Annotated in this window: 27 protein-coding genes and 1 tRNA gene; 10 read left to right on the top strand and 18 right to left on the bottom strand. The window is 43.8% G+C overall.

The window, feature by feature from the left end; translation table 11 throughout:
* Window positions 1–18: 18 nt before the first annotated feature.
* The 9 genes from nusA to pyk form a co-directional block, all read right to left on the bottom strand.
* Entirely contained in the window at window positions 19–1,206 is a 1,188-nt protein-coding gene (gene nusA / locus WC227_02880; protein ID MFA6963636.1) for a transcription termination factor NusA, read from the bottom strand.
* A 174-nt stretch (window positions 1,207–1,380) separates the two neighbouring features.
* Window positions 1,381–1,929 (bottom strand): hypothetical protein, encoded by a 549-nt coding sequence (locus WC227_02885; protein MFA6963637.1) that lies wholly within the window; start codon window positions 1,927–1,929, stop codon window positions 1,381–1,383.
* A 90-nt stretch (window positions 1,930–2,019) separates the two neighbouring features.
* Entirely contained in the window at window positions 2,020–2,922 is a 903-nt protein-coding gene (locus tag WC227_02890) for a S49 family peptidase (GenBank protein MFA6963638.1), read from the bottom strand.
* Window positions 2,915–3,103, bottom strand: a complete 189-nt coding sequence (locus tag WC227_02895) for a hypothetical protein (protein ID MFA6963639.1) — start codon at window positions 3,101–3,103, stop codon at window positions 2,915–2,917. Before WC227_02895 ends, WC227_02890 begins: the two co-directional genes overlap by 8 nt.
* An 18-nt stretch (window positions 3,104–3,121) precedes the next feature.
* Complete coding sequence (locus tag WC227_02900) at window positions 3,122–3,709, bottom strand: HNH endonuclease (GenBank protein ID MFA6963640.1); 588 nt, start codon at window positions 3,707–3,709, stop codon at window positions 3,122–3,124.
* Window positions 3,672–4,715 carry a DNA (cytosine-5-)-methyltransferase gene (dcm, locus tag WC227_02905; protein ID MFA6963641.1) on the bottom strand — a complete coding sequence of 348 codons (1,044 nt, stop codon included), beginning with the start codon at window positions 4,713–4,715 and terminating at the stop codon, window positions 3,672–3,674. The genes WC227_02900 and dcm overlap by 38 nt, the downstream gene beginning before the upstream one ends.
* Window positions 4,716–4,795: 80 nt before the next feature.
* A complete protein-coding gene (gene radC, locus WC227_02910) occupies window positions 4,796–5,443 on the bottom strand; it encodes a DNA repair protein RadC (protein MFA6963642.1) in 648 nt (215 codons plus the stop codon).
* Window positions 5,444–5,466: 23 nt separating this feature from the next.
* On the bottom strand, window positions 5,467–6,228 hold the full coding sequence (locus WC227_02915) for a hypothetical protein (protein MFA6963643.1): 762 nt from the start codon (window positions 6,226–6,228) through the stop codon (window positions 5,467–5,469).
* A gap of 270 nt (window positions 6,229–6,498) precedes the next feature.
* The gene (gene pyk / locus WC227_02920) at window positions 6,499–7,527 is read right to left on the bottom strand and encodes a pyruvate kinase (protein ID MFA6963644.1); all 1,029 of its coding nucleotides are present in this window, start codon (window positions 7,525–7,527) and stop codon (window positions 6,499–6,501) included.
* Between the two features lie 219 nt (window positions 7,528–7,746).
* Between pyk and WC227_02925 the strand changes: the two genes are divergently transcribed.
* Together WC227_02925 and WC227_02930 are read left to right on the top strand one after the other, a co-directional pair.
* Window positions 7,747–8,169, top strand: a complete 423-nt coding sequence (locus WC227_02925) for a hypothetical protein (protein ID MFA6963645.1) — start codon at window positions 7,747–7,749, stop codon at window positions 8,167–8,169.
* 333 nt (window positions 8,170–8,502) lie between these two features.
* A complete protein-coding gene (locus WC227_02930) occupies window positions 8,503–8,982 on the top strand; it encodes a hypothetical protein (GenBank protein MFA6963646.1) in 480 nt (159 codons plus the stop codon).
* A gap of 201 nt (window positions 8,983–9,183) precedes the next feature.
* On the opposite strand, the gene WC227_02935 is transcribed toward WC227_02930, so the two are convergent.
* From WC227_02935 to murA, 6 genes are read right to left on the bottom strand one after another with little or no spacing between them, the layout of a single operon-like run.
* Window positions 9,184–10,413 (bottom strand): U32 family peptidase C-terminal domain-containing protein, encoded by a 1,230-nt coding sequence (locus WC227_02935; protein ID MFA6963647.1) that lies wholly within the window; start codon window positions 10,411–10,413, stop codon window positions 9,184–9,186.
* Between the two features lie 52 nt (window positions 10,414–10,465).
* Window positions 10,466–11,299: a WecB/TagA/CpsF family glycosyltransferase gene (locus WC227_02940; protein ID MFA6963648.1), complete on the bottom strand. Its 834-nt coding sequence runs from the start codon at window positions 11,297–11,299 to the stop codon at window positions 10,466–10,468.
* The gene (locus WC227_02945) at window positions 11,296–12,426 is read right to left on the bottom strand and encodes a glycosyltransferase (GenBank protein ID MFA6963649.1); all 1,131 of its coding nucleotides are present in this window, start codon (window positions 12,424–12,426) and stop codon (window positions 11,296–11,298) included. Before WC227_02945 ends, WC227_02940 begins: the two co-directional genes overlap by 4 nt.
* Window positions 12,423–13,511 carry a glycosyltransferase family 1 protein gene (locus tag WC227_02950; GenBank protein ID MFA6963650.1) on the bottom strand — a complete coding sequence of 363 codons (1,089 nt, stop codon included), beginning with the start codon at window positions 13,509–13,511 and terminating at the stop codon, window positions 12,423–12,425. Before WC227_02950 ends, WC227_02945 begins: the two co-directional genes overlap by 4 nt.
* An 11-nt stretch (window positions 13,512–13,522) precedes the next feature.
* Window positions 13,523–14,530: a rod shape-determining protein gene (locus WC227_02955; protein MFA6963651.1), complete on the bottom strand. Its 1,008-nt coding sequence runs from the start codon at window positions 14,528–14,530 to the stop codon at window positions 13,523–13,525.
* Complete coding sequence (gene murA, locus WC227_02960) at window positions 14,523–15,806, bottom strand: UDP-N-acetylglucosamine 1-carboxyvinyltransferase (protein ID MFA6963652.1); 1,284 nt, start codon at window positions 15,804–15,806, stop codon at window positions 14,523–14,525. Before murA ends, WC227_02955 begins: the two co-directional genes overlap by 8 nt.
* 77 nt (window positions 15,807–15,883) lie before the next feature.
* Here murA and WC227_02965 point away from each other — a divergent pair, with 77 nt between their 5' ends.
* Window positions 15,884–16,621, top strand: coding sequence for a hypothetical protein (locus tag WC227_02965; GenBank protein MFA6963653.1), 738 nt, complete (start codon window positions 15,884–15,886; stop codon window positions 16,619–16,621).
* 11 nt (window positions 16,622–16,632) lie between these two features.
* On the opposite strand, the gene WC227_02970 is transcribed toward WC227_02965, so the two are convergent.
* From WC227_02970 to WC227_02980, 3 genes are all read right to left on the bottom strand, one after another.
* Window positions 16,633–17,412: a class E sortase gene (locus WC227_02970; protein ID MFA6963654.1), complete on the bottom strand. Its 780-nt coding sequence runs from the start codon at window positions 17,410–17,412 to the stop codon at window positions 16,633–16,635.
* 78 nt (window positions 17,413–17,490) lie between these two features.
* A tRNA-Leu gene (locus WC227_02975) sits at window positions 17,491–17,576 on the bottom strand.
* A 23-nt stretch (window positions 17,577–17,599) separates the two neighbouring features.
* Window positions 17,600–18,196 (bottom strand): L-threonylcarbamoyladenylate synthase, encoded by a 597-nt coding sequence (locus WC227_02980; GenBank protein MFA6963655.1) that lies wholly within the window; start codon window positions 18,194–18,196, stop codon window positions 17,600–17,602.
* A 66-nt stretch (window positions 18,197–18,262) separates the two neighbouring features.
* Between WC227_02980 and WC227_02985 the strand changes: the two genes are divergently transcribed.
* The 7 genes from WC227_02985 to WC227_03015 are packed head-to-tail and all read left to right on the top strand — an operon-like array spanning window position 18,263 to window position 26,941.
* Window positions 18,263–19,318, top strand: coding sequence for a bifunctional phosphoglucose/phosphomannose isomerase (locus tag WC227_02985; GenBank protein MFA6963656.1), 1,056 nt, complete (start codon window positions 18,263–18,265; stop codon window positions 19,316–19,318).
* Between the two features lie 17 nt (window positions 19,319–19,335).
* Window positions 19,336–20,910: a 2,3-bisphosphoglycerate-independent phosphoglycerate mutase gene (gene gpmI / locus WC227_02990; protein MFA6963657.1), complete on the top strand. Its 1,575-nt coding sequence runs from the start codon at window positions 19,336–19,338 to the stop codon at window positions 20,908–20,910.
* Window positions 20,911–20,913: 3 nt separating this feature from the next.
* Window positions 20,914–22,353: a hypothetical protein gene (locus WC227_02995; protein ID MFA6963658.1), complete on the top strand. Its 1,440-nt coding sequence runs from the start codon at window positions 20,914–20,916 to the stop codon at window positions 22,351–22,353.
* Complete coding sequence (locus tag WC227_03000; protein ID MFA6963659.1) at window positions 22,350–24,359, top strand: acetate--CoA ligase family protein; 2,010 nt, start codon at window positions 22,350–22,352, stop codon at window positions 24,357–24,359. Before WC227_02995 ends, WC227_03000 begins: the two co-directional genes overlap by 4 nt.
* Entirely contained in the window at window positions 24,356–25,396 is a 1,041-nt protein-coding gene (locus WC227_03005) for a ferredoxin oxidoreductase (GenBank protein MFA6963660.1), read from the top strand. Before WC227_03000 ends, WC227_03005 begins: the two co-directional genes overlap by 4 nt.
* Window positions 25,389–26,126 (top strand): thiamine pyrophosphate-dependent enzyme, encoded by a 738-nt coding sequence (locus WC227_03010; protein ID MFA6963661.1) that lies wholly within the window; start codon window positions 25,389–25,391, stop codon window positions 26,124–26,126. Before WC227_03005 ends, WC227_03010 begins: the two co-directional genes overlap by 8 nt.
* Window positions 26,123–26,941, top strand: a complete 819-nt coding sequence (locus WC227_03015; protein MFA6963662.1) for a 2-oxoacid:acceptor oxidoreductase family protein — start codon at window positions 26,123–26,125, stop codon at window positions 26,939–26,941. Before WC227_03010 ends, WC227_03015 begins: the two co-directional genes overlap by 4 nt.
* The last annotated feature ends 15 nt before the right edge of the window (window positions 26,942–26,956 follow it).

Raw genomic sequence — 26,956 nt, forward strand, 5'->3', positions numbered from 1 at the left:
TGCGAGATCAGGAAGGGATTACTCTTCGTCGACAATCTTCTTGGCTTTGGGGGATTTCTTCTTTGCAGGCTTAGCGCCAGCAGAGCCCCCTTTGGGGGTCTTTTTCTTTTCCACTACTGGTGCCGCTTCTGCGACGTCACCTTCGGCCTCTTCGCCAAGTTCTTCGTTGAATTTGATGTCAATGCCCCAACCGGTCAACTTGGAAGCAAGGCGAACGTTTTGGCCGTTCTTACCGATCGCGAGAGAGAGATTATCTTTGTCTACATATACAGTTGCTTTGCTATCTTTTGATGAGAGTGTAATGTGGCGAGTCTTGGCAGGAGAAAGGGCGTTGCTGATAAACTGCTCAATATCGTCGTCCCAGAGCACAATATCAATTTTTTCTAGTCCGATTTCGTCTAGAACTGCTTGGACGCGAGTTCCGCGTTGTCCGACACAAGCTCCGACTGGATCAATCTTTTCTTCGGTGGCGATAACAGCAATCTTGGTACGAGAGCCGGCCTCACGTGCGAGGCTTTTGATCTCGACAGTACCGGCAGGAATCTCTGGAACCTCAACTTCGAAGAGGCCTTTGATCAAATTTTCATCGCTACGAGAGACGATAATCTGAGGTCCTTTGACTGACTGAGAAACTTCCTTGACGTAGACCTTGATTCTCTGACCGATGTAATATCGCTCGCCCTGAATCTGATCAGATGGATATAGGATGCCGTTGGCTTTGTTGAGAGTGACGATAATATTGCGTCCGTCAACCTGAGAAACAGTTGCATTGACGACCTTGTTCTCCTTGTCCTTGAATTCGTTGAAAAGAAGATCACGCTCTGCTTCACGGATTCTTTGGATAATAACCTGCTTGGCAGTTTGAGCGGCGATGCGACCAAAATCCTCATGATCTGGCAATGGTACGATCACCTCTTTGCCGTATTCAGCCTTGGGATCGATCTCCTTGGCTTCTTCGAGAGTAAGCTCGTGTTCGTGTTCTTTAATCTCTTCTGGATCCTCAATCACGTCATAGACGCGAAACATTGAGGCTTTGCCAGTCTCTGGGTGCAATTTGCCTCGGATAATCTGCTTTGGCTTACCGTAATCCTTACGATAAGCGGCGGCGAGTGCGGCTTCGACTGTTTCGATTACAATGTCGATGTCCAAGCCCTTTTCCTCACACAAATCTTCGATAGCGGCCATAAATGGGTTAATTTTCTTCATATTTCTCCTTATTATTATTGATTTGATTATACCAGTAAGATGCAAGTCATAGAAGCTGACATCTTTGGGAAAAAAGAAAGTGGGCCAATATGGTCCACCGTTCTTTTGAAATATACTATTTGTGTTCGTCTGTGTCAAGAGTACGAATTAAATTTATATATCGGACACTTCGCCTCACTGTTTAACTACTTTTTTCTTGAGATGTTGGATTTGGTCAATATCAAGCCCGCTACTTGGGTTTAGCTCAAAGAAGAAATAGGGGTCGAACAAATAGGCGTATATGATCAAAACAGCCGACCCGGCAAAGATACCCTTGGACCAGCCAAAGATCAGAACTCCCAAAACATACGCTGCCAGATATTCTCGCCAATTACGTCTTCCTTCTTTGCTAGAGAGCCAGATGTAGTCACAGATCAGCGACAGTATTCCTCCAAAGTAAATCAAAGACATGCTACCGAATATCAAGCCTAGCGCCACCATAATCGCCCCGACTGACTTCACAAATCGTCTCTTGTTCAGCTTCTGGTATAGGAACAGAATATATTGCCATTTTGAGAGGGTGAGCTCGAAGCTCTTGCCGGAATGCCTTATAGAATCGCTGACTCCAAGAATATAATTTATGACTTTGCCACTTTCGTCAACTTCATGGCCAACAATGATCGGCCTGTTTAGCAGATTTACTATTTTGTTATCGATCTGAATTTCTCTAAGTCTATTGAACATTATATGCCTCCGTAATTTTCGTCCACATTGATATTAGCATCGATGATTTTTATTTATTCAGATTTCCATTCTGTTTGTATAGTCACTTTATTATCGTCCAGGAATTAGGATTGTTTGTATGGTTTGGATATAAGCAGTACCATTTTGATTTTCAATAATCTTTACTGCAGGAGTTGCCGTTAAGGTATGTATAAAGGAATGATGTACGGTCAATATTGCATCTTGAATAATTTGATCATCCTCTATCATTTTTATATTTAGACCAATTTCTCTGCATTTTTCGGCTGGTAGATGCCTTGCATGTGAGAGGTTTATTGAGTGATCTACAAATTCTTTTTTAATCTTCTTGATTCTTTCATTGATATTTCTCTTGCCTTTTAGCATTCTTTTCTTAAGGCAATCTTCAGCAATTTTCTCGGACCAAGCGATTGATTTTTGACATTCTCCGACTAAAGTTGGGTTATATTTATTCAGAATAGGCTGCCAGACGAAGGCCTTCTTCTGGTCTGCAGCCATCTCCTGAAAGGCTTGCGAAAATTCCTCAAGAATTCCATGCGCTGGCAATCCACCTAATTGAGGGTCTATCGGACCAAGACTCGATTGTCTACCCATTAAAATTTCGCTACCCATGAATGCAATCATTGTTCCACCAGACATTGCAAGCTGTGGGACAATTGTTCTAATGTCCTTAAAGGTTTTTGATAAGTAATCAATTATTGACTCTGTTGCTGCTGTTTCACCTCCAGGTGTGTGCAAAATCAGATCAAGTCCCTTGTCCCGATTGAGCCCATTAACAGCAGTCATAAACCCGTTTTTATCATTATCATTTATCTGTATCTCTGGTGCGTTCGGCTTTTGTAGCCAGCCGCTATAATATGCTATCGTATTTCTTCCTGTGATATCGCTTAATTTCTTTAAGTACCTGCGTCTTACGATATCATAAGTGCTACCCTCGCTATTTATTTCATCCAGAATGTCATTCCAGTTAGCCATTTGCAAACTCCTTAATATTGTTAAATGAGGAGGAGCTATCAGCAACTACCCAGATCCTCTCTTCTTCAGTAGTATCGATCACGGAAAATTTGTTATTCCCCTCATTCTCTATGCATTTATTAAACTTTTTTATTTTTTTGAATAAATCGTTAATTTCTTTCTTTGTGTGCTCTTCTTCCATTTTTCTCCTCGATAATCTTTATTTTTTCCACACAATATGGCCGTTCATGTCATTTTTTTCATATACTTCCAATATCTCTGTACAAAATTTTAGTACTTCTTCGTTCTTCTCGTCTTTCGCAAGTTCATAGAGATGGATATACATTTTTTTGCCAGTCTCCGTCTGCTTTAGGTTTTTCTTCAGCCAGTTATGCTGACCGCAGAGAGTTTGTCCGTTAGAGATCTTAGCCTCTCCGCCAAGATCCTTGGGCTTAATGTGGTCAGCATACAATTGAACACCCTCAGCCTCACCTTTACCGCACATTACACATTTGTAGCCATCTTTTTTGAATATTTCCTTTTTTTGGGCAGGAGTAAAATCTTCTAGATGTCGAGTCTCGACCATGTTGGGATCATATTTGTAGACACCCTTGTTCTCTTTAACAAGAAAGCCTTCTTGATGTAATTTCCTTATCCCCCTGTCGGGATCAGCAAAGACCTGGCCTGTTTTGTCCCTGTATTCCTTCATCATCCATGGAACACAATCCTTGTGTTCTACACTAATATTAGGATGAGCAATAAAGTACTTTTTAATTACCTGCTCTTGGCTTATTTTTTTTGGCTTCATTCTTTCCCTTCAAAACGTTATTCTTAATTAAAAATTGTTTAATGCTCTCCGCCACCGCCTGGACAGCGGGAACGGCTACCGAATTACCGAACTGTCGATACATCTGTGTTCTTGAAACAGGAACAACAAAATCTTCAGGAAAACCCATAATGGCCTTACATTCATTCTGTGTAAATAACCTAATGCCAGTCGGACCGTCCTCTACAAAAGTTCCCGTAAGGCGTTGAATTTTGTGATAGGATGCGACAAGCGTCTTCACATGGATATCGGATTTCTCGTTAACTAGCTTCGGGCGACCGTCATCAAGCTTAAACAAATAGTTTTCCTGTAAATGCTTTGATATTGAATAGCCGTCGGCATTTTTTTCAAGGAATTGGTTGATGAAGACCTTGTTGTTTGTGCCTGTGGGATGAATGTATTTATCGTCTTTAGATAATAGCTCCTTCTTGAAGCCAACTATGTAGATTCTTTGTCTTTTCTGGGGAACTCCGAAGTTAGAGGCATCAAGTATTTCGTAAAATGTTTTATATCCAAGATCATCCTCAAGCACAGAAATAATTGTTCTGAGGGTATCGCCGTCGTTATGAGTTGTCAGGCCCTTAACATTCTCCAAGAGAAATGCGGATGGTTTCTTCGCACCAATTATTCTAGCGATATCATAAAAAAGCGTACCTTGCGTTTTGTGTTTAAATCCCTGTCGCTTGCCGATAGAGCTAAACGGCTGGCAAGGGAAACCTGCGACAAGTATGTCAAAATCAGGGATTTTTTTCTCATCAATCTTCGCGATGTCTCCGTGAGGAATTTCACCAAAATTTGCCTCGTATGTCTTCTGGCATGACGAATCCCATTCCGAGCTGAAAACGCATTCGCCGCCGACACGTTCAAAAGCGATACGAGTTCCGCCAATTCCTGCGAATAAATCGATAAATTTAAAATCTGTTGGCTTTTTTCTCAACTTTTCTTTCTCCGATGTAAATAAACTTTGCTTAGTGATCTTGTTGTACATGACAGTATGGTATCACACATTCTAGGCATTTTGCAGCACAACTACTGTGGATATGTTCGGTCTTTGTTTGGTATCTAGCCTCAGTTGCCGATGCAGGAGTAATTGTGTTCCGAAACAATAATATGATCGACAACTTCGATTCCTAAAATATTACCCGCTTTCCGTAATTGCTTGGTAGCTTCTCGATCCTCATCGGACGGCTGTGTATCGCCTGATGGGTGATTATGGACAATTATTATTCCGGCTGCTAATTGTCGAATAGCTGGTTCGAATATTTCGCGTGGATGGACCAAGTTGGCGGTCAACGTTCCGATAGAAATAATTTCGCGTGAAATCTCCCTGTTTCTGACATCTAGATATATTGCCAAGAGATGCTCTTTCTTGCTTTCTCTAATCTCCTTGACTGATTCGAAAACCACTTCTGGCGAAATTAATAGCGGCTTGGCATTGTCATGAATAAGTCGCCTAGCCAGCTCAACCACCGCGATTAGTTGGCAGGCCTTCGTTTCGCCAAGCCCCTTTATTTTCTTTAACTCATCGATCTCAAGGGATGACAATTTTTCACGATATTTACGAAGGATTTTTTTGGATAAATCGAGAACATTGCATTCTTTCGTCCCAGTCCGCAAAATAATGGCCAAAAGCTCGGCATCAGACAATTTTTTCGTGCCGTATTTGACCAATTTTTCCTGTGGCCGATCTACTTTTGGAGTATCTTTTATTTTCATGCAGTTTTTTTATTGACTCTTAATTATTTTTTGTCAAACTTTTTAATCGATATATTATTTTCATCAAACAAAGTGTTGTCTTGATATTGATATCTCTCTGTCCATTGTCTTGTCTTGTTGTTCAAGCGGAAGTTAATTGAAACCGAATTGGATGCTGGTGAAATTTGTACTTTTACTCCTTCGGATTTAGCTATTTCGCTCGAGGCAGAGGCAATCGCTGTTGCGAGAACATGCTTAAACCCACCTATCTCCGACATCCTGATACTTGTAGCTCCATATGGTTCTGCCTTTAAAATTTCCACAGTTTCACTATTACTAGGCAGAATTTTCATAAGCTGCTCTTTCGATATTTTGGAATAGACATAAATCTGGACTGTTTTCTCAGTAATACCATTTTTACACTCGATATAGAAATTTATTTGTCGCAGAACACCATCCGATGCCCAGTCACTAGCCAAAGAGTCACCGTGTTTATAGACTAATTCAAAAAACCTTGATGTAGGCATATTTTTCTCAAGACATTTCACCAAATCCGTGTTATCGGCGACGATAGGCTTCGTATCGCGATTTATTATGGATTCCTGTATGTCTCTTCTGACCTCTAAAAATGCCTTTTTTATAATAAAAAAAAGCGAAATTATTGCGATCACTGCCGCAAGCCAATAGTAATAAGGATTTTTAAACTTGGGAATCAGCGATCCGAGCCCCAAAACGCTCCACCAGAAAAAAATTTTTGGGCCTTCTGACCAAATCAGAGAAAACCCTTTTTTAATAGTATTTCTCATATTATTCACCTTCTTTCACAATTTTTCACCATTTAAACCCCCTGACTTACTCTGTATCTTACACGTTCATGCTGAGGCGGGATTCGTCTCGACACAGTTTTGGGGGCGACCACGTTCAAATACCTCTTTCCGCTTGAATTGGAAGTAAATTTCTTATCGCCTATGGCTATTGTATCACTTCTGTCTAGATATTCCTCACGAGGATGTCAACTGTTTCATACCAAAAAGGTAGCCTTTTGAGCTACCTTTTCTAGAATATATTCAGTTTGCTTAGATCGAGCAGCCTTCCATGTACTGGTCTGCAGCCACAATCGTCTTCTTCAGGACCTTGAGAGCCTCGAGTGGATAATCGCCGTTGGCTGTCTCATCTGAGAGCCAGACATAGTGCGCGCCGTCAAAGACTGCATTAGCAATGTCGGACACTTCAGCGCGAGTTGGGTATGGCGACTTGGTCATATTCTTGAGCATCTGAGTGGCGACAACGGCAGGTTTCAAGAGCTGGTGAGATTTGCGAAGAATTCTCTTCTGAAGAATTGGCAATTGCTCGTATGGCATCTCAACACCCAAGTCACCGCGGGCGATAATGACGACATCTGATGCATTGATGATTTCGTCAATATTGACGATGGCCTCACGACGTTCGATCTTGGACATGATTTTGACTGGCTTATCGCCGATTTTCTCGCGGATAATATTGAGCTCAGCGGCACAACCAACGAAAGAAAGTGCAACATAATCAACGCCGACACCAAGAACATAGTCCAAATCCTTCAGATCTTTCTCGGTAATAGAAGAAGTGGTCAGCTTGGTAGTAGGCAAATTGATCGCTTTTCGTGGGAAGATAACACCGCCGACTAGGACTTTGGCCTCAAATTTGTGATGGTCTGGAGTAGTCTTGGTAATCTCGAGCTCAATCATGCCTGACTCGATCAACATTGGATCACCAACATTTACGTCTGCATGAAGGTAGGGGTCGGTAATGATAAGCTCGTCTGGCTGTTTGTCCTCGCCTGGAGTAGTGACAAATTTCAATACATCGCCGTCTTTGACCTTGAGACCTTTGGCCGGAATATTCTCGCCAAGTCGGATGCTAGGGCCACGAAGGTCAGCCTGAATCTTGACGTCCAAATTGTGTTTCTTGTTGATCTCTTTGATAATGTCATAGCGAGCCTTGTATTCGTCAAAAGTACAGTGCGCAAAGTTGTTGCGCATCACATCCATGCCTGCGAGTGCAAGCTTCTCGATCATTTCTGGTGAATCTGACGATGGGCCGATTGTGGCGATGATTTTCGTTCGCATAAATCCTCTGTTATATTAGTTGTGGAAATAAAAATATTCCGCGGTGGAATAGGAGTAATATACCACGAAGCGCTAGCCTGGTCAACGGTGCTAATCTTGACTTTTGGCGTGTATTGTGCTATAATGTTCTTATGTACAGTCGTGATTGGCCTGTCGTAGGTGAAATTTTTATCGCCTATCGCAGCAACAGTCACAGACCGCCCCTTAGGAGGGTATTCGATGAAAATGTTAATGTCAGCGCGCTTTGCGCGCAAAAGTTTCCTCTTTGCAGCCATTGGTTTCGTACTGTTTATACAGTGCGTCATCATCCTGCCAACAATGCCGGAATTAATTCCGGTAGCCTTCCCAGGCCTGATCATCAGCGCCGCCATAACTTTTCTCGGAATCTTAGGCATTATGCCGAGATTCTGTAAGAAGTCCGCCCTAGTGGGCGAATGGCTACGCCGATATGAAACTGGCCGAAAGGCCCGGACTGCTGCGCTCGTTCAGCGTATTACAGCCCGAAAGGCTCGGGAAGAAGATTTCCGAAACGCAACTCTTGGCACATTGATCGCCAAGCTGCGCACCGCCGTCTTCTTCGCCTCAGTTAGACTGAGACGACTCAAATGGGCAAAGAATGCCCAATTGACCCTGCCCCTTTAGGGGCACAACCGACCCCCATATTGAGACAAGCCCCCAAGCTTCCTCAAGTGGGGGTTTTGTCATTTGTCAGAGATAATTTGTGACAACTCCCAGGAGTTCTTCCCTCACCACTTCGTATGATAATGGTCGATCGACGAGAAACATACGAATACATTATTTTACATTATGTTATAATATTTTATATACTTTCATGTCAGAAGGGTATGATTAATTGGATTACACGAAATAATTCCTTTGGGTATGAGCAAACGCCAGATCAAACTCACGCGAACCGACAAAGTAATCAATTTTACTCTAGACTTTTTGAGTTATACTTTGAATTTTCTCGATACTATGTCTACGGCCATCCTTAGTCGCGAAGACGCCTATAAGATTTCAAGGCAGTTGTATAGCGGTGCGGATTTGGACAATTCTGACATCTCAAAATTTCTATATAGCTTACGGCGTAGCGGATATGTAGAGCAGAGTTCTCATGCCCAAAGTGGGTCATTGGTTATTACCAACAAGGCCAGATTGGCCGTTGTAGAAAAAGTAGCCTCCCTTATCCCGAATGATGATAAATTTCGTTTTGTGTCGTTCGATATCCCAGAAACAATGCGCCACAACCGAGATATGTTTCGACGAGTAATCAAGAGACTCGGACTCAAACAAATTCAAAAGAGCTTGTGGGTTTGCAAAAAAGACGTTGGTAAATATATCGAATTGGCGATGGACGAGTATGCCGTCAGCGAATATGTAATCTATATGGTCGTACTGTCGTCAAGTGCTGACGAGTTCATCAACAATTTGCTAAAAGAAACTAAAGGGCAGTGAGAATTTTGCTTCCTAGATCTTGTTTTACTTCGTATGAATATGGTCGATCGACGAGATTTGTACGAATTAGTTTAGGAGATCAGAGACGTTATCGGATAGTTAAAAGTTCATCCTGATATGCGTTTCATTATAAATAGAGCTTCGTTCTGATGCGAGCCTCCTTATGATTAGAGCATCATTACAGCTAGAGCATTATTCTGACTAGAGCTTCATTCTGATGAGTGCGTCTGCGCAGACTGGCTTATCTAATGGAATTTCAACGATGTAGCCAGAGTGGGCTACTTCGAGAACTTCACCATCGCGAATTATTTGAGTAATCTTGGATTTAACAATACCTTCTGGTGCCAGAATCTCGATCTCGGCTCCTACTGGCAGGAAATTCTTGGCTTCAAATTTGAGAAGCTTGGCCTCTTTGTCGTAAGAGATAACTCGGCCGACATAGCCCCATTCGCTCTTGGTCTTGGCACTAGCATAGTTGTTGGTATCTTTGTCGGGTTCGTTGTAATAAAAACCGGTCGTCAATCCCCTATTAGCCGCTTTGGACACATCTTCGAGTAGTTCAGCCTTGGCTGACTGATATTGAGCTGGATCGCTGAATAATAGATCTATGGCTTTACGATAAGCGCCGACGACGGTGGCGACATAATATTCTGATTTGAGTCTACCCTCGATCTTGAGTGAGATCACGCCTGATTTCACAATGTCATCGAGATGGTCGATCATGCAAAGATCCTTGGAATTCAAGATGTGAGTCCCCTCTTCATCTTCGTAAATTGGGAAAAGCTCGCCTGGGCGATACTCCTCTTCGAGCGCATACATTTTGTATTTAAATCTACAGGCTTGGATACAAGCGCCTTTGTTGGGGTCTCTTCCAGCAAAATAGTTGGAAATCTGGCAACGGCCAGAATGTGCCATACACATCGCGCCGTGGACGAATGTCTCAATCTGCAGATTTGGCACCGTTTTGTGTATGAGGGCGATATCCTTGAGACTTAATTCTCTAGCTAAGACTAAGCGTTCTATCCCCTGATCTGCCCAAAACTGAGCTGAGAGCTGGTTGGTCGTATTAGCTTGGGTAGAGAGATGGACTGGAATATCGAAGTTATCGAGTACAAACTTCATCACGCCTGGATCGGCGACAATGAAGGCGTCAGGCTTGAGTTCTGCAATTTTGGCGACATGCTCCCCTAGCTTCTCAATTTCGGTCGAATGTGGGAAGGAGTTGAGCGTGACATAGACTTTCTTGTTGAGCGAATGAGCGTATTCGATTCCCTCGCCCAATGATTTTATATCAAATCCAACCCTGGAGCGCATCGCAAAAGCGGGCGTACCGCAATAAACTGCGTCAGCGCCGTACATGAAGGCAATTTTGAGTATATCTAGTGTTCCTGCTGGAGCGAGAAGCTCTGGCTTTCCTGTATTGATTTTCATAGACATTACAGTATCACAAAATCGCTGGTTTGGCGAGATTGTGATGAGAACTCTATCCCGATTTGAGACGGTCTAGAAGCATGAGAAACATAAATTTGGGGAGGGCCATTTGACGGAATAATCGTTTGGGTTCGATGATCAAGCGGAAAAGCCACTCGAGTCCAGCATGTTGCATCCAGCTCGGCGCACGCGGTACGACTCTGGCCACAAAATCAAAAGTTCCGCCCAATCCTATTCCGATCTTGGCGCCAGTCGCCTTCAGATTCTCAACAAGCCATTCTTCCTGGAGAGGTGCACCTAGGCAAACAAGAAGAATTTCTGATCGAGATTTCTTGACTGCCTCAACGACTTCATCTGATTTGGAAAGGTCGCCCGACATCATGCCGCCGATTCTGAGGCCTAGGATTTCTGTTTGGAGACGCAGGGCGGCTTGCTCGGCAACGGTAGGCCCACCACCAAAGAGGAATAGCTTGTATCTTTTCACTGCCGCTAAGCGAGACAGGTCCCAGATGAAGTCCGAGCCAGAAAGTTTAGATTTGATCGGATAATGATAGGCCCTGGTCGCAAGAGGTAGTATTAGAATCGAGAAAATCCATTCCAACAGAACGATGATTTGGCGGAGTCCAGGAGTTTTTGGCGCCCATAGTGTCTGGAAACGACCAGCCCAGAGCAGGCCGTAGCTATCGGGCAAATTGAGCGCTGATTTGTCGTTGAGCATTTCGCGGAAATGGTCATCTCCCTGAGCTTTGATAATCATCTCTGTGTTTGGAGTTGCGATGAAGGCGGCTCGTGAGCGGCCGATAATTTCCTCAACCGAAGAGAGGGCCTCTTCCTTGGTCAGAGAATCAATTTTGATACCCAAAATTTTGGTAATATCGCGTTTCATTTCTTGTTTGATTCTATATATTTCTTGTATTCTGATACTACCTTATCGCTAATCATCTTTTTGAACTCTTCTTTGCTAAATTTCTCGGCTTGAGAACGACAACCCTCTGGCGTAAAGTCCGAGTAGTCTTGTTCAAGGCTTTGAATTGCAGAGTTGAGCGATTCTATAGTTTGCTCTTCGAAAAATATACCGGTCTTGCTAGGGATGATTGTTTCGAGCGTTCCGCCCTTCTTGTAAGCAATGACAGGTCTGCCGGCGGCCATTGATTCTACTGGTGTGATGCCAAAATCGTCTTCGCCAGGGAAGATGAAGGCTTTGGCGCGAGCGAAATAGTCGTATAGCTCCTGGCCGTATTTCGGACCGACAAATTGAACGTTTTTCTTCGCAATCGATGATAAATATTCGAATTGTGACCCCTCTCCGACGACGATTAATTGTCTGCCAGATTGGTTGAAGGCTTCGACAGCAAGATCAATCTTCTTGTAAGGCTCAAGCCGTGAGGCGATCAGGTAAAAATCTTCGGGAGCTTCGCCGTTTGGCTTGATTTCCTCGACGCTAACTGGAGGATATATCACAGACGAGTCTTGGCGGTAGTATTTCCGAATTCTTTGTTTCACATTGTCAGAGTTTGCTATCCAAGAGTCAACGCGCTCCGAGGAAGCTCGATCCCAGATCCTGATATTGTGAATTAGTATTCTAGCGATCAAACCCTTGAGTCCATGATCAACACCGCTTTCTTTCAGATATTCATGGCACCAATCCCAGGCATATCGCATCGGAGTGTGGCAATAGCAAATATGGAAAGTGTCAGGCTTCGTAATCGCGCCGTGAGCGAAGGAATCATTGGATGATATGACGACGTCATACTCTGACAAATCAAATTCCTCAATCGCTTTCGGGAAGCTTGGCAAGAGAAATTTGAGGCGATTGCGCAAAAAGGCAGGTTTTTTCTGCAAGGAGCTTGGGATTATTTTGCGATTTTTGAATTTGCCGAGTGTCCCCTCTTCATCATAGAGCAAACAGAAAATCGGAGCTTCTGGATAAAGTTCGCTGATTGAAAGAAGGACTTGTTGGGCACCACCAAACTTGGTCAGGAAATCACAAACTATGGCAACTTTTGGTTTCATAAGCTTTCCAATTCGTTTAAAAATTCTTTGGCTGTCTTCTCCCATGAAAAATCCTTGGCCCGCTCCAGAGCTAGCCCCTGGTAGTGCTTCTTCGTCTCGGGATGCTGGATCAGATAATTAATCCCTTCTGCTATGTCGTCAACATCGAGCGGATTGACATAGACAGCAGCCTCACCAGCGACCTCAGGAAGGGACGAAGACTTGGCCGCCACAACTGCCGCTCCGCAGGCCATCGCCTCGAGAACTGGTAGCCCAAATCCTTCATAAAGAGTTGGGAAGACGACGAAATCAGCCTTAGCGATCAAATCAGGCATTTGAGCATGTGAAATGTGCCCAGGCATGATAATTTCATTTATATATTTGCGGTCTGAGACGATCGCTTGGTATATCTTGGAATAGTTGTAGCCAGGAGAGCCAGCCAATACCAGCTTTTGAGGGATATTTGACTCGGCTTTGACCTTCAAAAACGCCTCAACTAGTCGTTTGACATTTTTTCTTTCCTCAAGCCTGCCAGCGAAAAGAATATAGGGGCCGTCTGTTTTGAGGACGTCCTTGGGCTTTTCAATCGAGTGAAAGACTTCTGGGTCGTACCCTAGGTGGATTACCTTGATTTTGCTTTTTGATTCGGGATAAAAATCAAGCACGTCCGTCTTGGTCGATTCGCTAACGCAGATTATCTTCTTCGCCTTGGCATTAACGTTTGACAATACCCCGTTCTGTCTTCTGTTTTCTAATCCGCTATAAGCCTCTGGAAAGTATTTGTAGGCCAAATCGTGGATTACGCCGATAGTCTTCTCTGGGGCAAACATTGGGATCCCATCGAGTGGTTGGAGATAAACGTCCGGTTTATTTTGACGCAAGAGCAATGGAAGAACGATCTTGTTCCACGGCCGAGAGAATTTCGATTTTATCTGAACGACATTTTTATGCTTGATGATTTGATCTGGCAGATCATTGGCCGCGAAAAGGTAATAAGTATTTTGAGCGTCGATTTTGAGCAAATTCAAAATGAGTTCGAAAACAAAGTTTTCAATTCCAGTTCGATTCTTGGCCGTTGCCTTGTTTGCGTCGATTCCAATAATCATATTAGTGAAAATTAATTCTTAGACCACAGTACCGAACGCTTGAACGCCTCTAGGTTTTCCAGAGCGATGCCGGAGCCCTTGACCACACATTCGGTCGGATTATTCGCTATCTCGCAAGGAACACCTGTAACCTTGGTAAGTAGCGTGTCCAAACTTCGAAGTTGTGCTCCCCCACCGGTTAGGATAATGCCTTTGTCCATCACGTCTGAGGCAAGTTCCGGCGGAGTTTTTTGAAGTACATCCTTCACCGCGTTAATAATCTCGAGCAATGGCGCCTTGACGGCAGAAACCGTTTCTTCATATGAAATAATTATACTCTCAGGTAGGCCAGAAATGGTATTGGAGCCAGAAACTTCCATTTTCAGCTCTTTTTTTAAGGTTTGGGCAGAACCAATTCTGATCTTGATCTCTTCGGCTGTCTGATCGCCGATAATCAAATTGTGTTTTTTGCGAATGTAATTCGCGATTGCCGCGTCGAACTTATTGCCACCGACCCGTACAGAGGTCGAAGCGACGACATCGCCAAGTGAAATAACAGCAACTTCGCTCGTGCCACCGCCGATATCGATGATCATGCTACCTGATGGGGTTGCGATAGGAATACCAGCGCCTAAAGCGGCGGCGACTGGTTGCTTGATCAGGAATGTTTGTTTGGCGCCAGCCTGATTGCAAGCGTCGATCACCGCTCTCCGCTCAGTAGAGGTCACGCCTGCCGGGATAGAGACCATGATGTCAGGCTTGAAAAGGCGGATTGAACCGCTAACCTTGTTGATAAAATATCGAAGCATCGCCTCAGCAATTCGAAAATTTGCAATTACTCCGTCGCGTAGAGGTGAAGCGGCGATGATACTTTCGGGCGTACGACCAATCATCTTCTTGGCCTCTTCACCGATTGCCATTATCTTGTTGTCAGCAGCCTGGAGAGCGACAACGCTGGGCTCACTGATAATAATCCCCTTCTTGGGAATGTAAACGCGAATATTGTTCGTGCCCAAGTCTATTGCAATTTTTCTAATCATTGTCCTCTTCAATCACCGAAATACGTTCGATATCCGCCCCAACCGTTCTTAGTTTCTGATCGATCATTTCATAACCGCGGTCGATATATTCGATGTCTTCGATTACAGTCTTTCCTTCCGCCGCCAGTGCCGCCGCGACAAGAGAGGCACCGCCTCTGATATCTTTGCTTGAGATTCTAGCGCCCACAAGCTTGTTTGGCCCATCTACTACAAATTCATGCGGATTCAGTATCAAAGTTTTGCCACGAAGCAGTTGAAGCTCCTCAACTGAAGCAAAGCGACCCTCATAGATAGTTTCAAAAATTCGAGATCTGCCCTCGGCCTGTGTCATCAAAACCGCGTAAAAGGACTGGAGATCGGTTGGGAACCCTGGGTATGTCCGCGTATCAATATCCTGAGCGATTAATTTGCCATGCTTTTCAGTTTGAATATATGACTTCCCCTCACGAGTGATGATCTTAAATTTTGCCCCGACATCTTTGAGCTTTTTGAAAACTAGACTTAATGTATCGGGCGCAATCGGTCCGATTGTCAACTCTGAGTTGGTCAAAATTGCGATTATCAAATATGTGCCTGCCTCAATCCGATCTGGGATAATATCGTATGGTACGCCGTGCAAGGAGCTTACACCTTCAATTGTGATATCGTGGGTGCCGGCACCAGTGATTTTGGCGCCCATCTTGTTGAGATAATTAGCCAAGTCAGCGATTTCTGGCTCTGCTGCGGCAACGTGAATACGCGTTGTGCCTTTTGACAAAACTGTGGCCAAAATGGCATTTTCGGTTGCCGTGACGCTCATCTTGCCCAAAACAACTTCGCCAGCCTTTGGCTTGCCCTTCAAGTAGTATCTTCCAGCACTGTACTTGACCGAAACACCAAGCTGACGAAAGACATCGAGATGATCGTCAATCGGTCTAGCACCGATCAAGCAGCCACCTGGCTGGCTAATAACTGCATTCCCGTACTTGGCCAATAATGCTCCGACCAAAACGATGGAGCCCCGAAGTTTCTTGATTAGATTCTCATCAGGATGGCTTGAATTCATTTTCTTCGGATCAATGTCAACTACACCCTTTGAAAAATTGATTTCAACGCCAATGCTACGCAAAATCTCAATCATCTTGTCGATGTCGATAATCTTGGGGACATTGGATATTTGCGATGGTGAATCAGCCAAAATAGCGGCTGGCAGGATCTTCAGCGCAGAATTTTTGGCACCTCCGATTTTAATCGAACCGCTAAGTTGATTGCCGCTCTTTATAATGAAATAGGCCATTTGTTTCCTTAATTAATTCTAGCTTCCACTGCTATTTTATGGTAAAATCGTCTAAGATTCAATATTAAAATATTTTTATGACTACAACAGAACATTTGGTCGCGAATAACAGACGCACAAGAGATCTCCCGAAAATTATCTTTGGTCAGACCGCATTTGCCCTTTTAATCACATTCGTGGCTCTCTCGATCGCGTTTTACGCTCAGGGTTATCGTTATGATTTCAAAAATCTTAAGTTGATCAATACTGGAGTCCTTGTTCTGGAATACCAGCCACGCGACTCTATGGTTTATATAAATGACAAGCAGATCAGCGCTATAAGCGGCAATATCGCCAAGAATTATCGACCCGGAATGTATAGCATCAGGGTATCAAAGGCAAATTACACTTCATATGAGCAGGAAACCAAGGTATCTCCGCGATCTGTCACGATTTTCGATAAAGTGACACTCTTTTTGACCAATCCTGTCATCTCTCCGCTTTCCGATCAAAGCAAGCTTAATCTCCTGTCTGCCCCTTCTGAGGATTTGACAAATTCAAACGTTCTGTCGCACAGCAAATACGAAATTTGGAGTGGCGATCGACTTATAACCCGGTTTGCCGCCCCGATTGATAAAGCCATATGGTACACCGATCTCCGCCACATAGTTTACAAGCAAGGTGACGAGATCCGAGTCATCGGTGACGACGGCAAAAACGATACGCTATTAATCAAGCTCACAAGTAGCACAAACATCAAATTCGTGATCAGCAGCCGCGGCGATGAAATCTACTACCAAGAATCTGGCAAGAATTACCAGGCAATTATCAAGTAGTTCTATAGTTTTTATCTGGCCCCAGGCAATGTACTAAAACTGGGCTTATTCGCGGGGGCAATATTATTTTCTGGCGAAGGACTACTTTGGCTAGCTGTCACTACCATTCGTTTGTAGGAAGTGCCAACTGGCCAACAAGTAACCAAAGTCAGCCTCGAATCTTCGGTCTGAGACAAAACGGAAAGGTCATTGGCTGTAACTACTTTTTGGTCCAGTGTTTTGTATGTAAATACGGTGTCGTTGTATTTGATATAGATCAAATCGCCAGGCAATAATTTGTCTATGATTGCAAATATAGAATTGTAGTTACCCTTGGCCCAAACATAGTTGGACGAGTGACCCGTAACGTAAATATTCCCCTTTTCTCCAGGCAAGCTAGTGCCGTCAAGCTGGATCACGCCATTAGCCAGTCCTTTGGCAACAAGAGCAGGGGTATTTTCAACACGCCAGCTGATGGGGGCTTCGATCGACAGAGCGGGGATCCTTATTGTATTATTCGCCATATCAGGCATAACGTCCGTTGGCGCAATATCCTCGGTCTTAATAATTCCTACTCCAGGCTGATCGACAATAACTTCAGCTGTTTTGATGTCGTTCAGATACCAGAAGGCAACTTTGTCCTTGATCGCTGGAAAGTTTATGACAGTATACCCGGCTAAAATCAAAGCAAATACAAATAGAGCTTTACCCGCAAACAGGGCCAGGCTCACAATCAAATCGGCTTTTTTGCGTTTTGCGCCTGCGAAAAGTCTGACTAGATCTTCTTCGGATAAATTTATTTCTTTTTTCATCTTTCCTATTATACCAGAGCGATTCGATTTGATAAGTCTATAAAAAATAATTGCCCGATTCGAGAATCAAGCAATTATTGGTGCCGATGGTGGGAATCGAACCCACATGGCTTGTGACCACACGATTTTGAGTCGTGCGCGTATACCAGTTCCGCCACATCGGCATGGGAAGATAATAGCAAAATATTCAGTTTCTTTCAATCTTTTTGGGCTCAGAGCCTGTTAAATCCCAAAGCTCCGAGGGTGCAGATTGGGGAAGCTCTCCTCCATCAATAACAAAATCGAGCTGGCCGAGGCCATCAAATTGGTCGCTAATCTGATCTACCGAATAGCAATTTGGCAGTCCTGACTTGTTCGCCGAGGTTTGGGCCACGAAGCCGTCCGACAGTTCGGCGATTTTTAGTATCAATTCATTATCTGGCACACGGACAGCGATAGTCCCCTCTCGTTTGCACAAATCAGAAATCTTGTTGGCATTGTTTGCTCTCAATACGAATGTAAATTTGCCAGGAATTTTTTGACTGATAAAATTTGAGTTTTCCGCGCTCAGGTCAGCAGCGTTACCGATTTGTTCGATTTCGTAAGTGGCCAAACCAATAGTCTTTGACTCTGGCCGACCCTTTATCTCATTAATTTTATTTATTGCGCTATGGCTGGTCGGATCAGCAATTATTCCGTAAACGGTGTCAAATGGAGCGACGACAAGGCCTCCAGCTCGTATGATTTGTGCGGCTTCGGTGACGACCTCTTGCATGTTACTGTTTGTAAGCATTATTCTTTTCATAATTCTCCTTGAGTTATAACTACAATCATAATATAATTGAATTAAAATTTAAACAAAGAAGGTAATATGGGCAATTTAGAACAACTAGACAAAATTGACTTCAAAAAAGCTGATCCGAAGGGAATGATAAATAATATTGTAAGCTTTGTGGATGATGCAAGACAGGCTTTTGAGACTGCTTCTAGCTTTAATGTCCCTGCTTACTATATTAAGGCCAAGAAAATTGTCCTGGTCGGGATGGGCGGATCTGGAGCTGCCGGAGACATTATCAAGGAGTATCTAAGCCCTCATGCCGACTTAATCGTCGAGAGCATACATGACTATTCCCTGCCATCATGGGCAGGTAGCGATACCCTCGTCATCTTAAACTCATATTCTGGCAACACCGAGGAAGTTCTGGCTGTATTTCTGGAAGCACAAAATCGCGGCGCCAAAATGATTTCGGTCACGACTGGTGGCAAGCTTAAGGTGCTTTCCGACAAGTACAAAGTACCAACTTTATCGTTTGAATATGAGGGATGCCCCAGAGCATCTTTCCCTTATCTTTTCATTCTGATGCTTTCTGTATTTATGAAACTTGGCTATGTCAATTTCACCGAAGCCGATGTCAAAAGTGCTTTGGACAGCCTTGATGAACTTAAGAAAAAATACCTTCCTGATGTTTCGCTATTTTCCAACCCGGCCAAGATACTGGCTGAAAAGATCCATGGACGCGTACCGGTGATCTTTAGTTCTCGCCTGTTGGCTGGCGCGGCACTCCGCTTCAAAAATCAAATCAACGAAAACGCTAAACACTGGGCTTTCACCTGTATCTTCCCGGAGCTTCACCACAACGTTATTGAAGGAATGCTGAGGCCAGAAAACCTTTGCATGGTTATGATGTTGGAATCTAATTTTGATTATGATCGTGTCACACTCCGCGAAAATATCAGCTCTGAAATTATGAGGAAGCACAAAATTACGCTCGAGAGGATCAAATTTGTCAAAGCAAAAGATCAACTTTCCGAGACCCTATCATTTGTACTGCTCGGAGACTTTGTTTCATATTACCTAGCAATACTGGACAAGGTAAATCCTGGGGTCAACGAAGTTATCGACGAAGTGAAATCCAAACTCAGCTAACATAAATCGGAGGGAACTTGAACTTTTTTAATAAAGAATCGCGTAAAGTACATGCGCTGATTGTACTTGACGGCTGGGGAATCGCTCCTGTCTGGGGCGGCAACGCTATTGCTGTGGCCGAAACACCGGTTTTTAATAGTTTGGTCAACAAATATCCTTCCACCACACTGGTCGCTTCAGGAACAGGAGTTGGACTTTCTGAGGGATCCCCCGGCAACTCCGAAGCTGGCCATCTCAACATTGGAGCGGGTCAAGTCATCCTTCAGGATCAAGGTCTGATCGACAATCACATTAATGATGGTTCGTTTTTCAGTAATGGCACAATTCTCGGCGCAATTGAACATTCTCGGAAGAATAACTCTATGCTTCATATCATGGGGCTTCTCTCGAAGACTGGCACGCATAGTCAGATTGCCCACCTGTACGCTATTTTGAAACTTTTGCATGACCAGAACTTTAGCAACTTCATGATTCATTTTTTTACTGACGGTAGGGACTCTGACGTGATGTCAGGGATTGAAATGCTGGCCGAAGTACAGAATAAATGCGCTGAATTTGGCTTTGGACCAAATCGAATCGCATCGATCGTTGGAAGATTTTACGCCATGGACCGTGACAATAATTGGTCCCGTGTGAAAAAATCATATGATCTATTGACTCAAGCTGTTGGGACACAATTCGAAACTCCAGGATCAGTTTTTGCCTCTTCTTATTCTCAAAACATCACGGATGAGTTCATTGAGCCAAGCGTTATTGCCAACAAGTCTCAGCCAATCGCGACCGTCAAGGATAACGACTCCATCATACTTTTTAATTTTAGAGCAGATCGCGCCAAGGAAATAACAGATGCCTTTCTGAACGATCAGATCCCTGATTACCCAGATCGGAAAAAATTAAATAATTTATATTTCGTTTCCTTTGTCATGTACAACGAAAATTCACTTGCAAAGCAAGCCTTCGCTCCAGTACTCCACAACCATGGCCTAGCTCAAATCTGGTCTGAGCATGGACTTAAGCAATATCACTCCGCAGAAAGCGAAAAGTATGCTCATGTCACTTACTTCTTTGACGGTGGCTCAGAAAAGAAAAGTCCAGGCGAAGATTGGGCCATGATCCCCTCAAAGAAGGGCCTAAGCTACGCCAAATTACCAGAGATGAGTGCTCGCGAGCTCACTGCTGAAACGCTTTCGGTCATCAATAAGGATATATATGATTGTTTCGTTATTAATTTTGCCAATCCGGACATGGTCGGACACACAGGTGACCTTCAAGCTACCGCCAAAGCTGTTAGCTATGTCGATCAGTGCTTAGGTGAAATTCTCTCGCTAATCCAAAAGAAGAACGGTGTTGCTTTCATTTGCGCAGATCATGGCAACGCCGAACAGATGGTCAACCCCAAAACAGGCGGTCCTGACACTGAGCACACTTCAAACCCCGTCCCGTTCATAATATTTGGTGCTGATTTCGAAAACAAAAAAATTGCATTGCGCCAGGATGGGAAGCTTTCTGATATCGCTCCAACAGTCCTTGAATTGATGGGTATTAATCTTGAAATTCCTGGGATGAACAAATCATTAATCGTTAGAGGGTAAAGCTTGCCAAAGAAAATAAGAAAACTTGTCACGTTATTAATAGATGGTTTTGGTGTTTCAACGTCCTCACAAAATAACGCGGTAGCTATAGAAACTATCCCCAATTTTCAATTTCTCTGGGATCATTATCCCCGCAAATGTCTGGTCTCGGCCATTCGCCCAGATTCGACCGAAAAAGCGAAGTGTTTTGATACCGAAAATAGCTATCTTGAAATTAGCTTGGGGTATAATCCCAGAACCGAACGCAAAGCATTGCCAGACCTATCTCGAAGCACACAGCTTCAAAATATTATAAATATTGTCAGGGACCACCGATCCGCCCTCCATTTGTTTTTTGTCTTGTCGAACGACGACTCTCAATCCTCACTCAAACAATTGCTTGATCTGATCAAAATTTCCCAAGGAAGCCAGGTCTTTTTCCTCTATATCCATATTTTAATAGACAATTCCTTCAAGAGCCCAAGTGATTTATTGATCCATTTCGAAAAGTTGGAGGCGAAGATCAAATCAACTGGACTCGGTGAGATTGTTTCTATTGTTGGCGAATTGTATTTATCTTCTACTGCTGGCAATAAGAAAAGTATCAATGGTTATCTAGACCGAAATACTGACTTATTCATTTCGGGAGAACAAGCAATTAAAAGTTTGGCTAAGGGCGATTTAGCAAATTTTCCCCACTGCACGCTAAAAACGACATCTAGCGGAGGAATCTCGGATTTTGACGCTGTTGTTTTCGCCAATCACAATAACTTACTTCTGACTAATTTCATTTCCTTTTTGAGCCGTTCCCCCAGGAAACCACGCTTTGTTTCTCTGGCCTCTCTCGCCGACACTGGGATTGTAGGGGTCTTGCCGATTTATAATACGCCTGAACATCTAATGGCCCGACTCTCTAAAGCTCAAATCAAGTCACGTCTGATCCTCCCTGACAATTCCCAAGAGAGCAGACGTTACTGGCTAAACGAAACTGACAACGTTGCTCCACGCTACTACCCCTCAGATAATCCTGCCGCGATTCAAGATTTTCTAAGTAGTGAGCTTGATGATTTTTTCCATTCTGATACTTCCTTTTTGCTAATTCAATATTCAGATCTGATACAGAAGTGCCAAAGCGCTGGTTTTTCAGGTTGCGCAAACAGCGCCCAGCTAGTAAACTTAGTTATTAGGATGGTCTTCGAAAAGGTGATGAATTCTGACAGCAGTTTTTATATCGCCTCACCTTATGGAATGGCAGAAAATTTAACTCGCTCCAAAGAAATGGCCGGTTTCGGATTCAACTACTTGCCCACTCCCTCGAACACTCCACTTCTGTTGATCGAAGACGTTCGATCGACCGTAAAATCGAAAAACTCTCTCTTGCAAGAAATCGCTACCAGCAGAGACGGTTTGCAATCGATTCACAAAACTATATTAAAGCATTTTCAGATCGGAGAAACGTTATGACCCTTGCAAAAATGATATCGCCCAGAAGCATCGCCCTTATTGGAGCATCCTCCAATCCAGAGAAGATCGGCTTCCAAATTCTGTCGAACATCCTAAACGGCGGTTTTGCTGGTCGTGTTTTCCCCGTGAATTTGTCTGGCGAAACAATACTAAATTTGCAATCGGTTAAATCGGTCTTGGATATCAAGGAGCATATCGACCTCGCGATTATCGCGATTCCAGCTAAGTTCGTCAGGGACTCTGTGCTTGAATGCGTCAAGACTCGCGTAAGCTCAGTTATTGTTATCTCTGCCGGTTTCGCCGAGATTGGAGAGGCTGGCAAATTGATTCAAGACGAGATTCGAGATATTTGCGAGAAAAATAACATTTCTTTGCTTGGTCCAAACTGTTTGGGGTTGATAAATACTGAAATAAATTTGAATGCTACTTTCGCTAAGGAGTTGCCAAAAACAGGCCATGTCTCCCTGCTTTCTCAATCAGGAGCCATCATTACCTCAATAATCGACTGGTCCAAGAACTCCCCAATCGGATTTTCCAAAATATTTTCAATTGGCAACAAAGCGCTGATTAAGGAATCTGATTTATTTGAATATTTATACAATGACAATGAGACAAAAGTTGTGGCAGCTTATATTGAAAACCTCGAGGTTGACCGTCATCTATCTGAGATTTTTATCAAAAATGCCAAGAAAAAGCCTACGATAATCCTTTTTGGGGGCAAAAGTTCTTTTGGCGCCCGCGCCGCGCTCTCACATACTGGATCGATAGTAAGCTCTTACACCTCGGTCAAAGCCTATCTCACACAAGCAGGAGTGATTATCGCCGACACCCTCGAAGACCTTTTGCTTTATTCTCGCGTCTTCTCAAGCTACCAGCAGATCAACGGCAACAATATTACTATAATCACAAATGCTGGTGGCCCAGCTATTGCCGCTTCTGATCATTTGCATGATCTGGGGCTCAATCTCAACACACTCTCGCCCAAAACCGTCAGTTTGCTCCAGAAACAACTACGACCAGAGGCAAACCTGACAAATCCCGTCGATTTGCTCGGAGATGCCAGTGAAATTGATTACCAAAAAGCTCTGGAAATCGTGACGAACGACAGTGGAACTGATGGAATTCTTGTGATTTTGACTCCTCAATCCGCTACAAAGATTATCGAGACTGCAGAAGTAATTGCCAGCGTCAAATCCAGGACACCGATTATTTCCTCATTTGTAGGCGGCGAAATTCTGACCAGTGCCAAAGATATTATAGAGAACTCCGGCAAGCCATGCTTCTCATATCCCGAGGAAGCAGCACTAGGCTTGCTCACTCTATTTAAATTTTCAGCAGAGAAACAAACTTTGCTCGTGCCGCATTCGCCAAAGCATAATTTATTCAATTCTGAGAATAAAGAAAAGCATTTGCTGGATTACAAACTTCCGATTGTCCAATACAAAGAGTGTAAGAATATCGATGAGGTTAAAGACGCGGCAGATAGCATCGGGTTTCCCGTAGTTCTAAAGATGGCCGATCAAAACGCGCACAAATCTGATGAGGGCAAAGTGGTTTTGAATATTGAGGATTCCTTCCACCTCCAAAAAGCCTTTTTGAAAACTGGCTCCCCCGCTATCGTCGGTCCCATGGTCAACAAGAAGTTTGAGATTATGCTCGGCATCAAAAAGGAGGCTGGGACAGGAACCACCATAGTTTTTGGTACGGGTGGAATATATGCAGAGATATATCAAGATTTTAGCTACCGCATCGCACCGCTAGATCAAAAGAACGCTCTCTCGATGATCTTGGAGACTAAAATTGGGCGAATTCTAAACGGTGCTCGCAACCAGAAAAAATATGATCTTGCGGCTCTAGCAGATATACTTGTTCGTGCCACAAATTTTGCTGATAACTTTAGCAACATCAAAGAAATAGATTTCAATCCTATCGTGGCCGACGCCGACAATTTTCATTTGGTGGATGTGAGAATTATTCTGACAGAAAATATAGAGGGAGATAAATGAAAAAACAAGTTTTAATTTCTGGCAACGAGGCAGCTGTGCTGGGCACAATCGATGCTGGCGCTACCGTCATGTTTGGCTATCCAATCACGCCTGCGACAGAGATCCTCGAAGGTTATATACGCAAGGCAGAAGAAAACCCAGAGCTTAAGTACCTTCAAACCGAAGATGAAATTGCGGCAGGTTTCGGCGTCCTGGGCAGTGTCTTGGGTGGCGTCAAAAGTTTTACCGCTTCGGCTGGGCCAGGGCATGTCCTGCTTCAAGATCCAATCGCCATGGCCGAGAATCTCAGACTTCCCTTTGTCGGTATAATCATGCAAAGAGGCGGCCCATCAACTGGTACTGTAAACTTTTCTCAGCAGGAAGTGACCCTGGCCGCATTTGGAGGCAATGGTGATGGACATAGGATTGTATATTCTGCCTCGACTGTTCCAGAAATGTACGAATTAACAAAAAAATCATTTGAAACCGCTTGGAAATATCGCTTTCCCACTATTCTTCTGGGTGACGGTTATCTCGGTAAAATGAAAAACGTTGTCGAAATTGATCAACACTCCGAAAAAGCAAAAAGTTCTCCCATCCTCGAAGAGAAAGCTGAGTCAACAAATTTGAGAAATTGTTATAGCTCAGAGGAGTCGTTTGGTGCGGTGCTCGATCAGACACACAAAGATTGGCAGAAAAGTCGAGAAGAAATTGTAGAGTCCGAATCATACAAAGTCTCTGATGCGAAGACGTTGATCGTGGCTCACGGTTTGGTCGCAAGTGCCGCCAGAGATGCAGTAAAAATAATGCGAAAAAGTGGCGCTAGGATTGGTCTTTTCCGTCCAATCACTCTAAACCCTTTTGACAAAGCCAAATTATTGATTGCCGCTAAAAAGACCGAAAAAATAATTATCATCGAATCTTCACTCAACCAGTTGTCCAGAATCGTCAAATATGAAATGGCCGGCCAAAAAGCGAAGTTCATCGAAATATCAAAATCAGCTCAAGGGTTCACCCCCGAAGAGATAATTGACCAAATTAGGAGGCACAATGGATAATATTATGCCAAAGTGCTGGAAGAAAAGCAGCAAACCTCACCTATTTTGCCCAGGTTGCGGCCACGGTAGCGTCCTAAAACAATTGGGGTACTTGGCAGATGAAATGGGAATAGCTCGAAATACTGCACTGGGCATCGATATCGGTTGCTCTCTTCTGGCCTGGGATTTTTTCGATATGGACACTGTCCAGACACACCACGGCCGAACGACTTCTGTAATGGTCGGTTACAAAATGGCTAGACCAAGCCGAATCGCCATTGCCTACATGGGCGACGGCGGCGGATACGCGATTGGCCTTCAGGCCCTCGTCCATGCGGCATATCGAAACAACCCGATCACCGTGATCTTGGTCAATAATGAAAATTATGCAATGACCGGCGGTCAGACCTCGCCAACTACCGAGGTAGGAACTGTGACTTCAACTGCACCAAGCGGCAAATCAGCAGTATTCGGACCGGGATTCAAGGGTCCTGAGCTCTTGGCTAATATTGCCAGCAAAAATGCTTATATCGCTCGCGCCTCGATATCCAACCCAATCCAGATGAAAGCCATGATCAAACGCGCTATCGACAACCAAGTCAAGAACAATTCTTTTTCTTTCTTGGAAATTCTCTCAACCTGCCCAACAAATTGGAAGACAAATGCAAAAGAAAGCTTTGAGAGACTAGCCGAAATGGAGAAGTTTTTCCCTATCGGTGAAATAAGTTTAGTAGAGAAGGAGACAAAATGAAACCAATGAAGATATTTTTAGCGGGTGAAGGCGGTCAGGGTATTCAAACTATCGCCAAAATCCTAGTGGACGCAGTCAAATCACAGGGTTCTAACGTTTCATACATTCCCGCTTTTGGCGTAGAACAACGCGGGACACCCTCCACTGCTTTCATCACCATAAGCAACGATGAAATCCGCTACCCTCGATTCGAACACGCAGACGTTGTAGTCGTACTGCAGAAGCGCGCCCTTTCTGTGATAGAAAAACATATCTCCCCCCAAACCAAAGTAGTTTTCGACTCCTCGACGATCCCTGCATCCTCGATCCATCATCACCACAAATTGGGTATTCCAGCGACAGAAGTTGCCGCCGCGCAATTCAAGGCTCAATCTTTTAATATCTTGATTACCGGCAAGATCAGTAGGTTGATCAATCTTGACGAGAAACTTGTTTGGGACTCAATCGTCAAAATACTGGGCAAGAAGTTTAAAGATGACAAAATCCGGAAGATGAATGAAGATTGTTTCAAGTACGGGCGAAACGCAGTTTTTGAGATAGATCAATTTTCGAAGCCGACTTTCATGCCTGCAACCGAGAAAATCATACGCAAAGGTTTTGGCAAAAGCGCTTTGATCATTCCAGAGCGCTGTAAGGGATGCCATATCTGCATTGCCAAATGCCCTGTAGCCGCATTATCAAAAGGTGAAACTCTTGGCGTATTCGCGACTCAGGTGCCAGAGATTGATTTGGAGAAATGTATCGCTTGCGGCAATTGCTTCCGTTTTTGCCCAGACGCCGCCATCTCCGTAACCAAAGATAAGAGTGCTAAGTAAAAGCGGCCAAAAAAG

The organism is Patescibacteria group bacterium (assembly GCA_041671645.1).
Lineage (GTDB): Bacteria > Patescibacteriota > UBA1384 > XYA2-FULL-43-10 > 1-14-0-10-43-13 > JBAZBD01.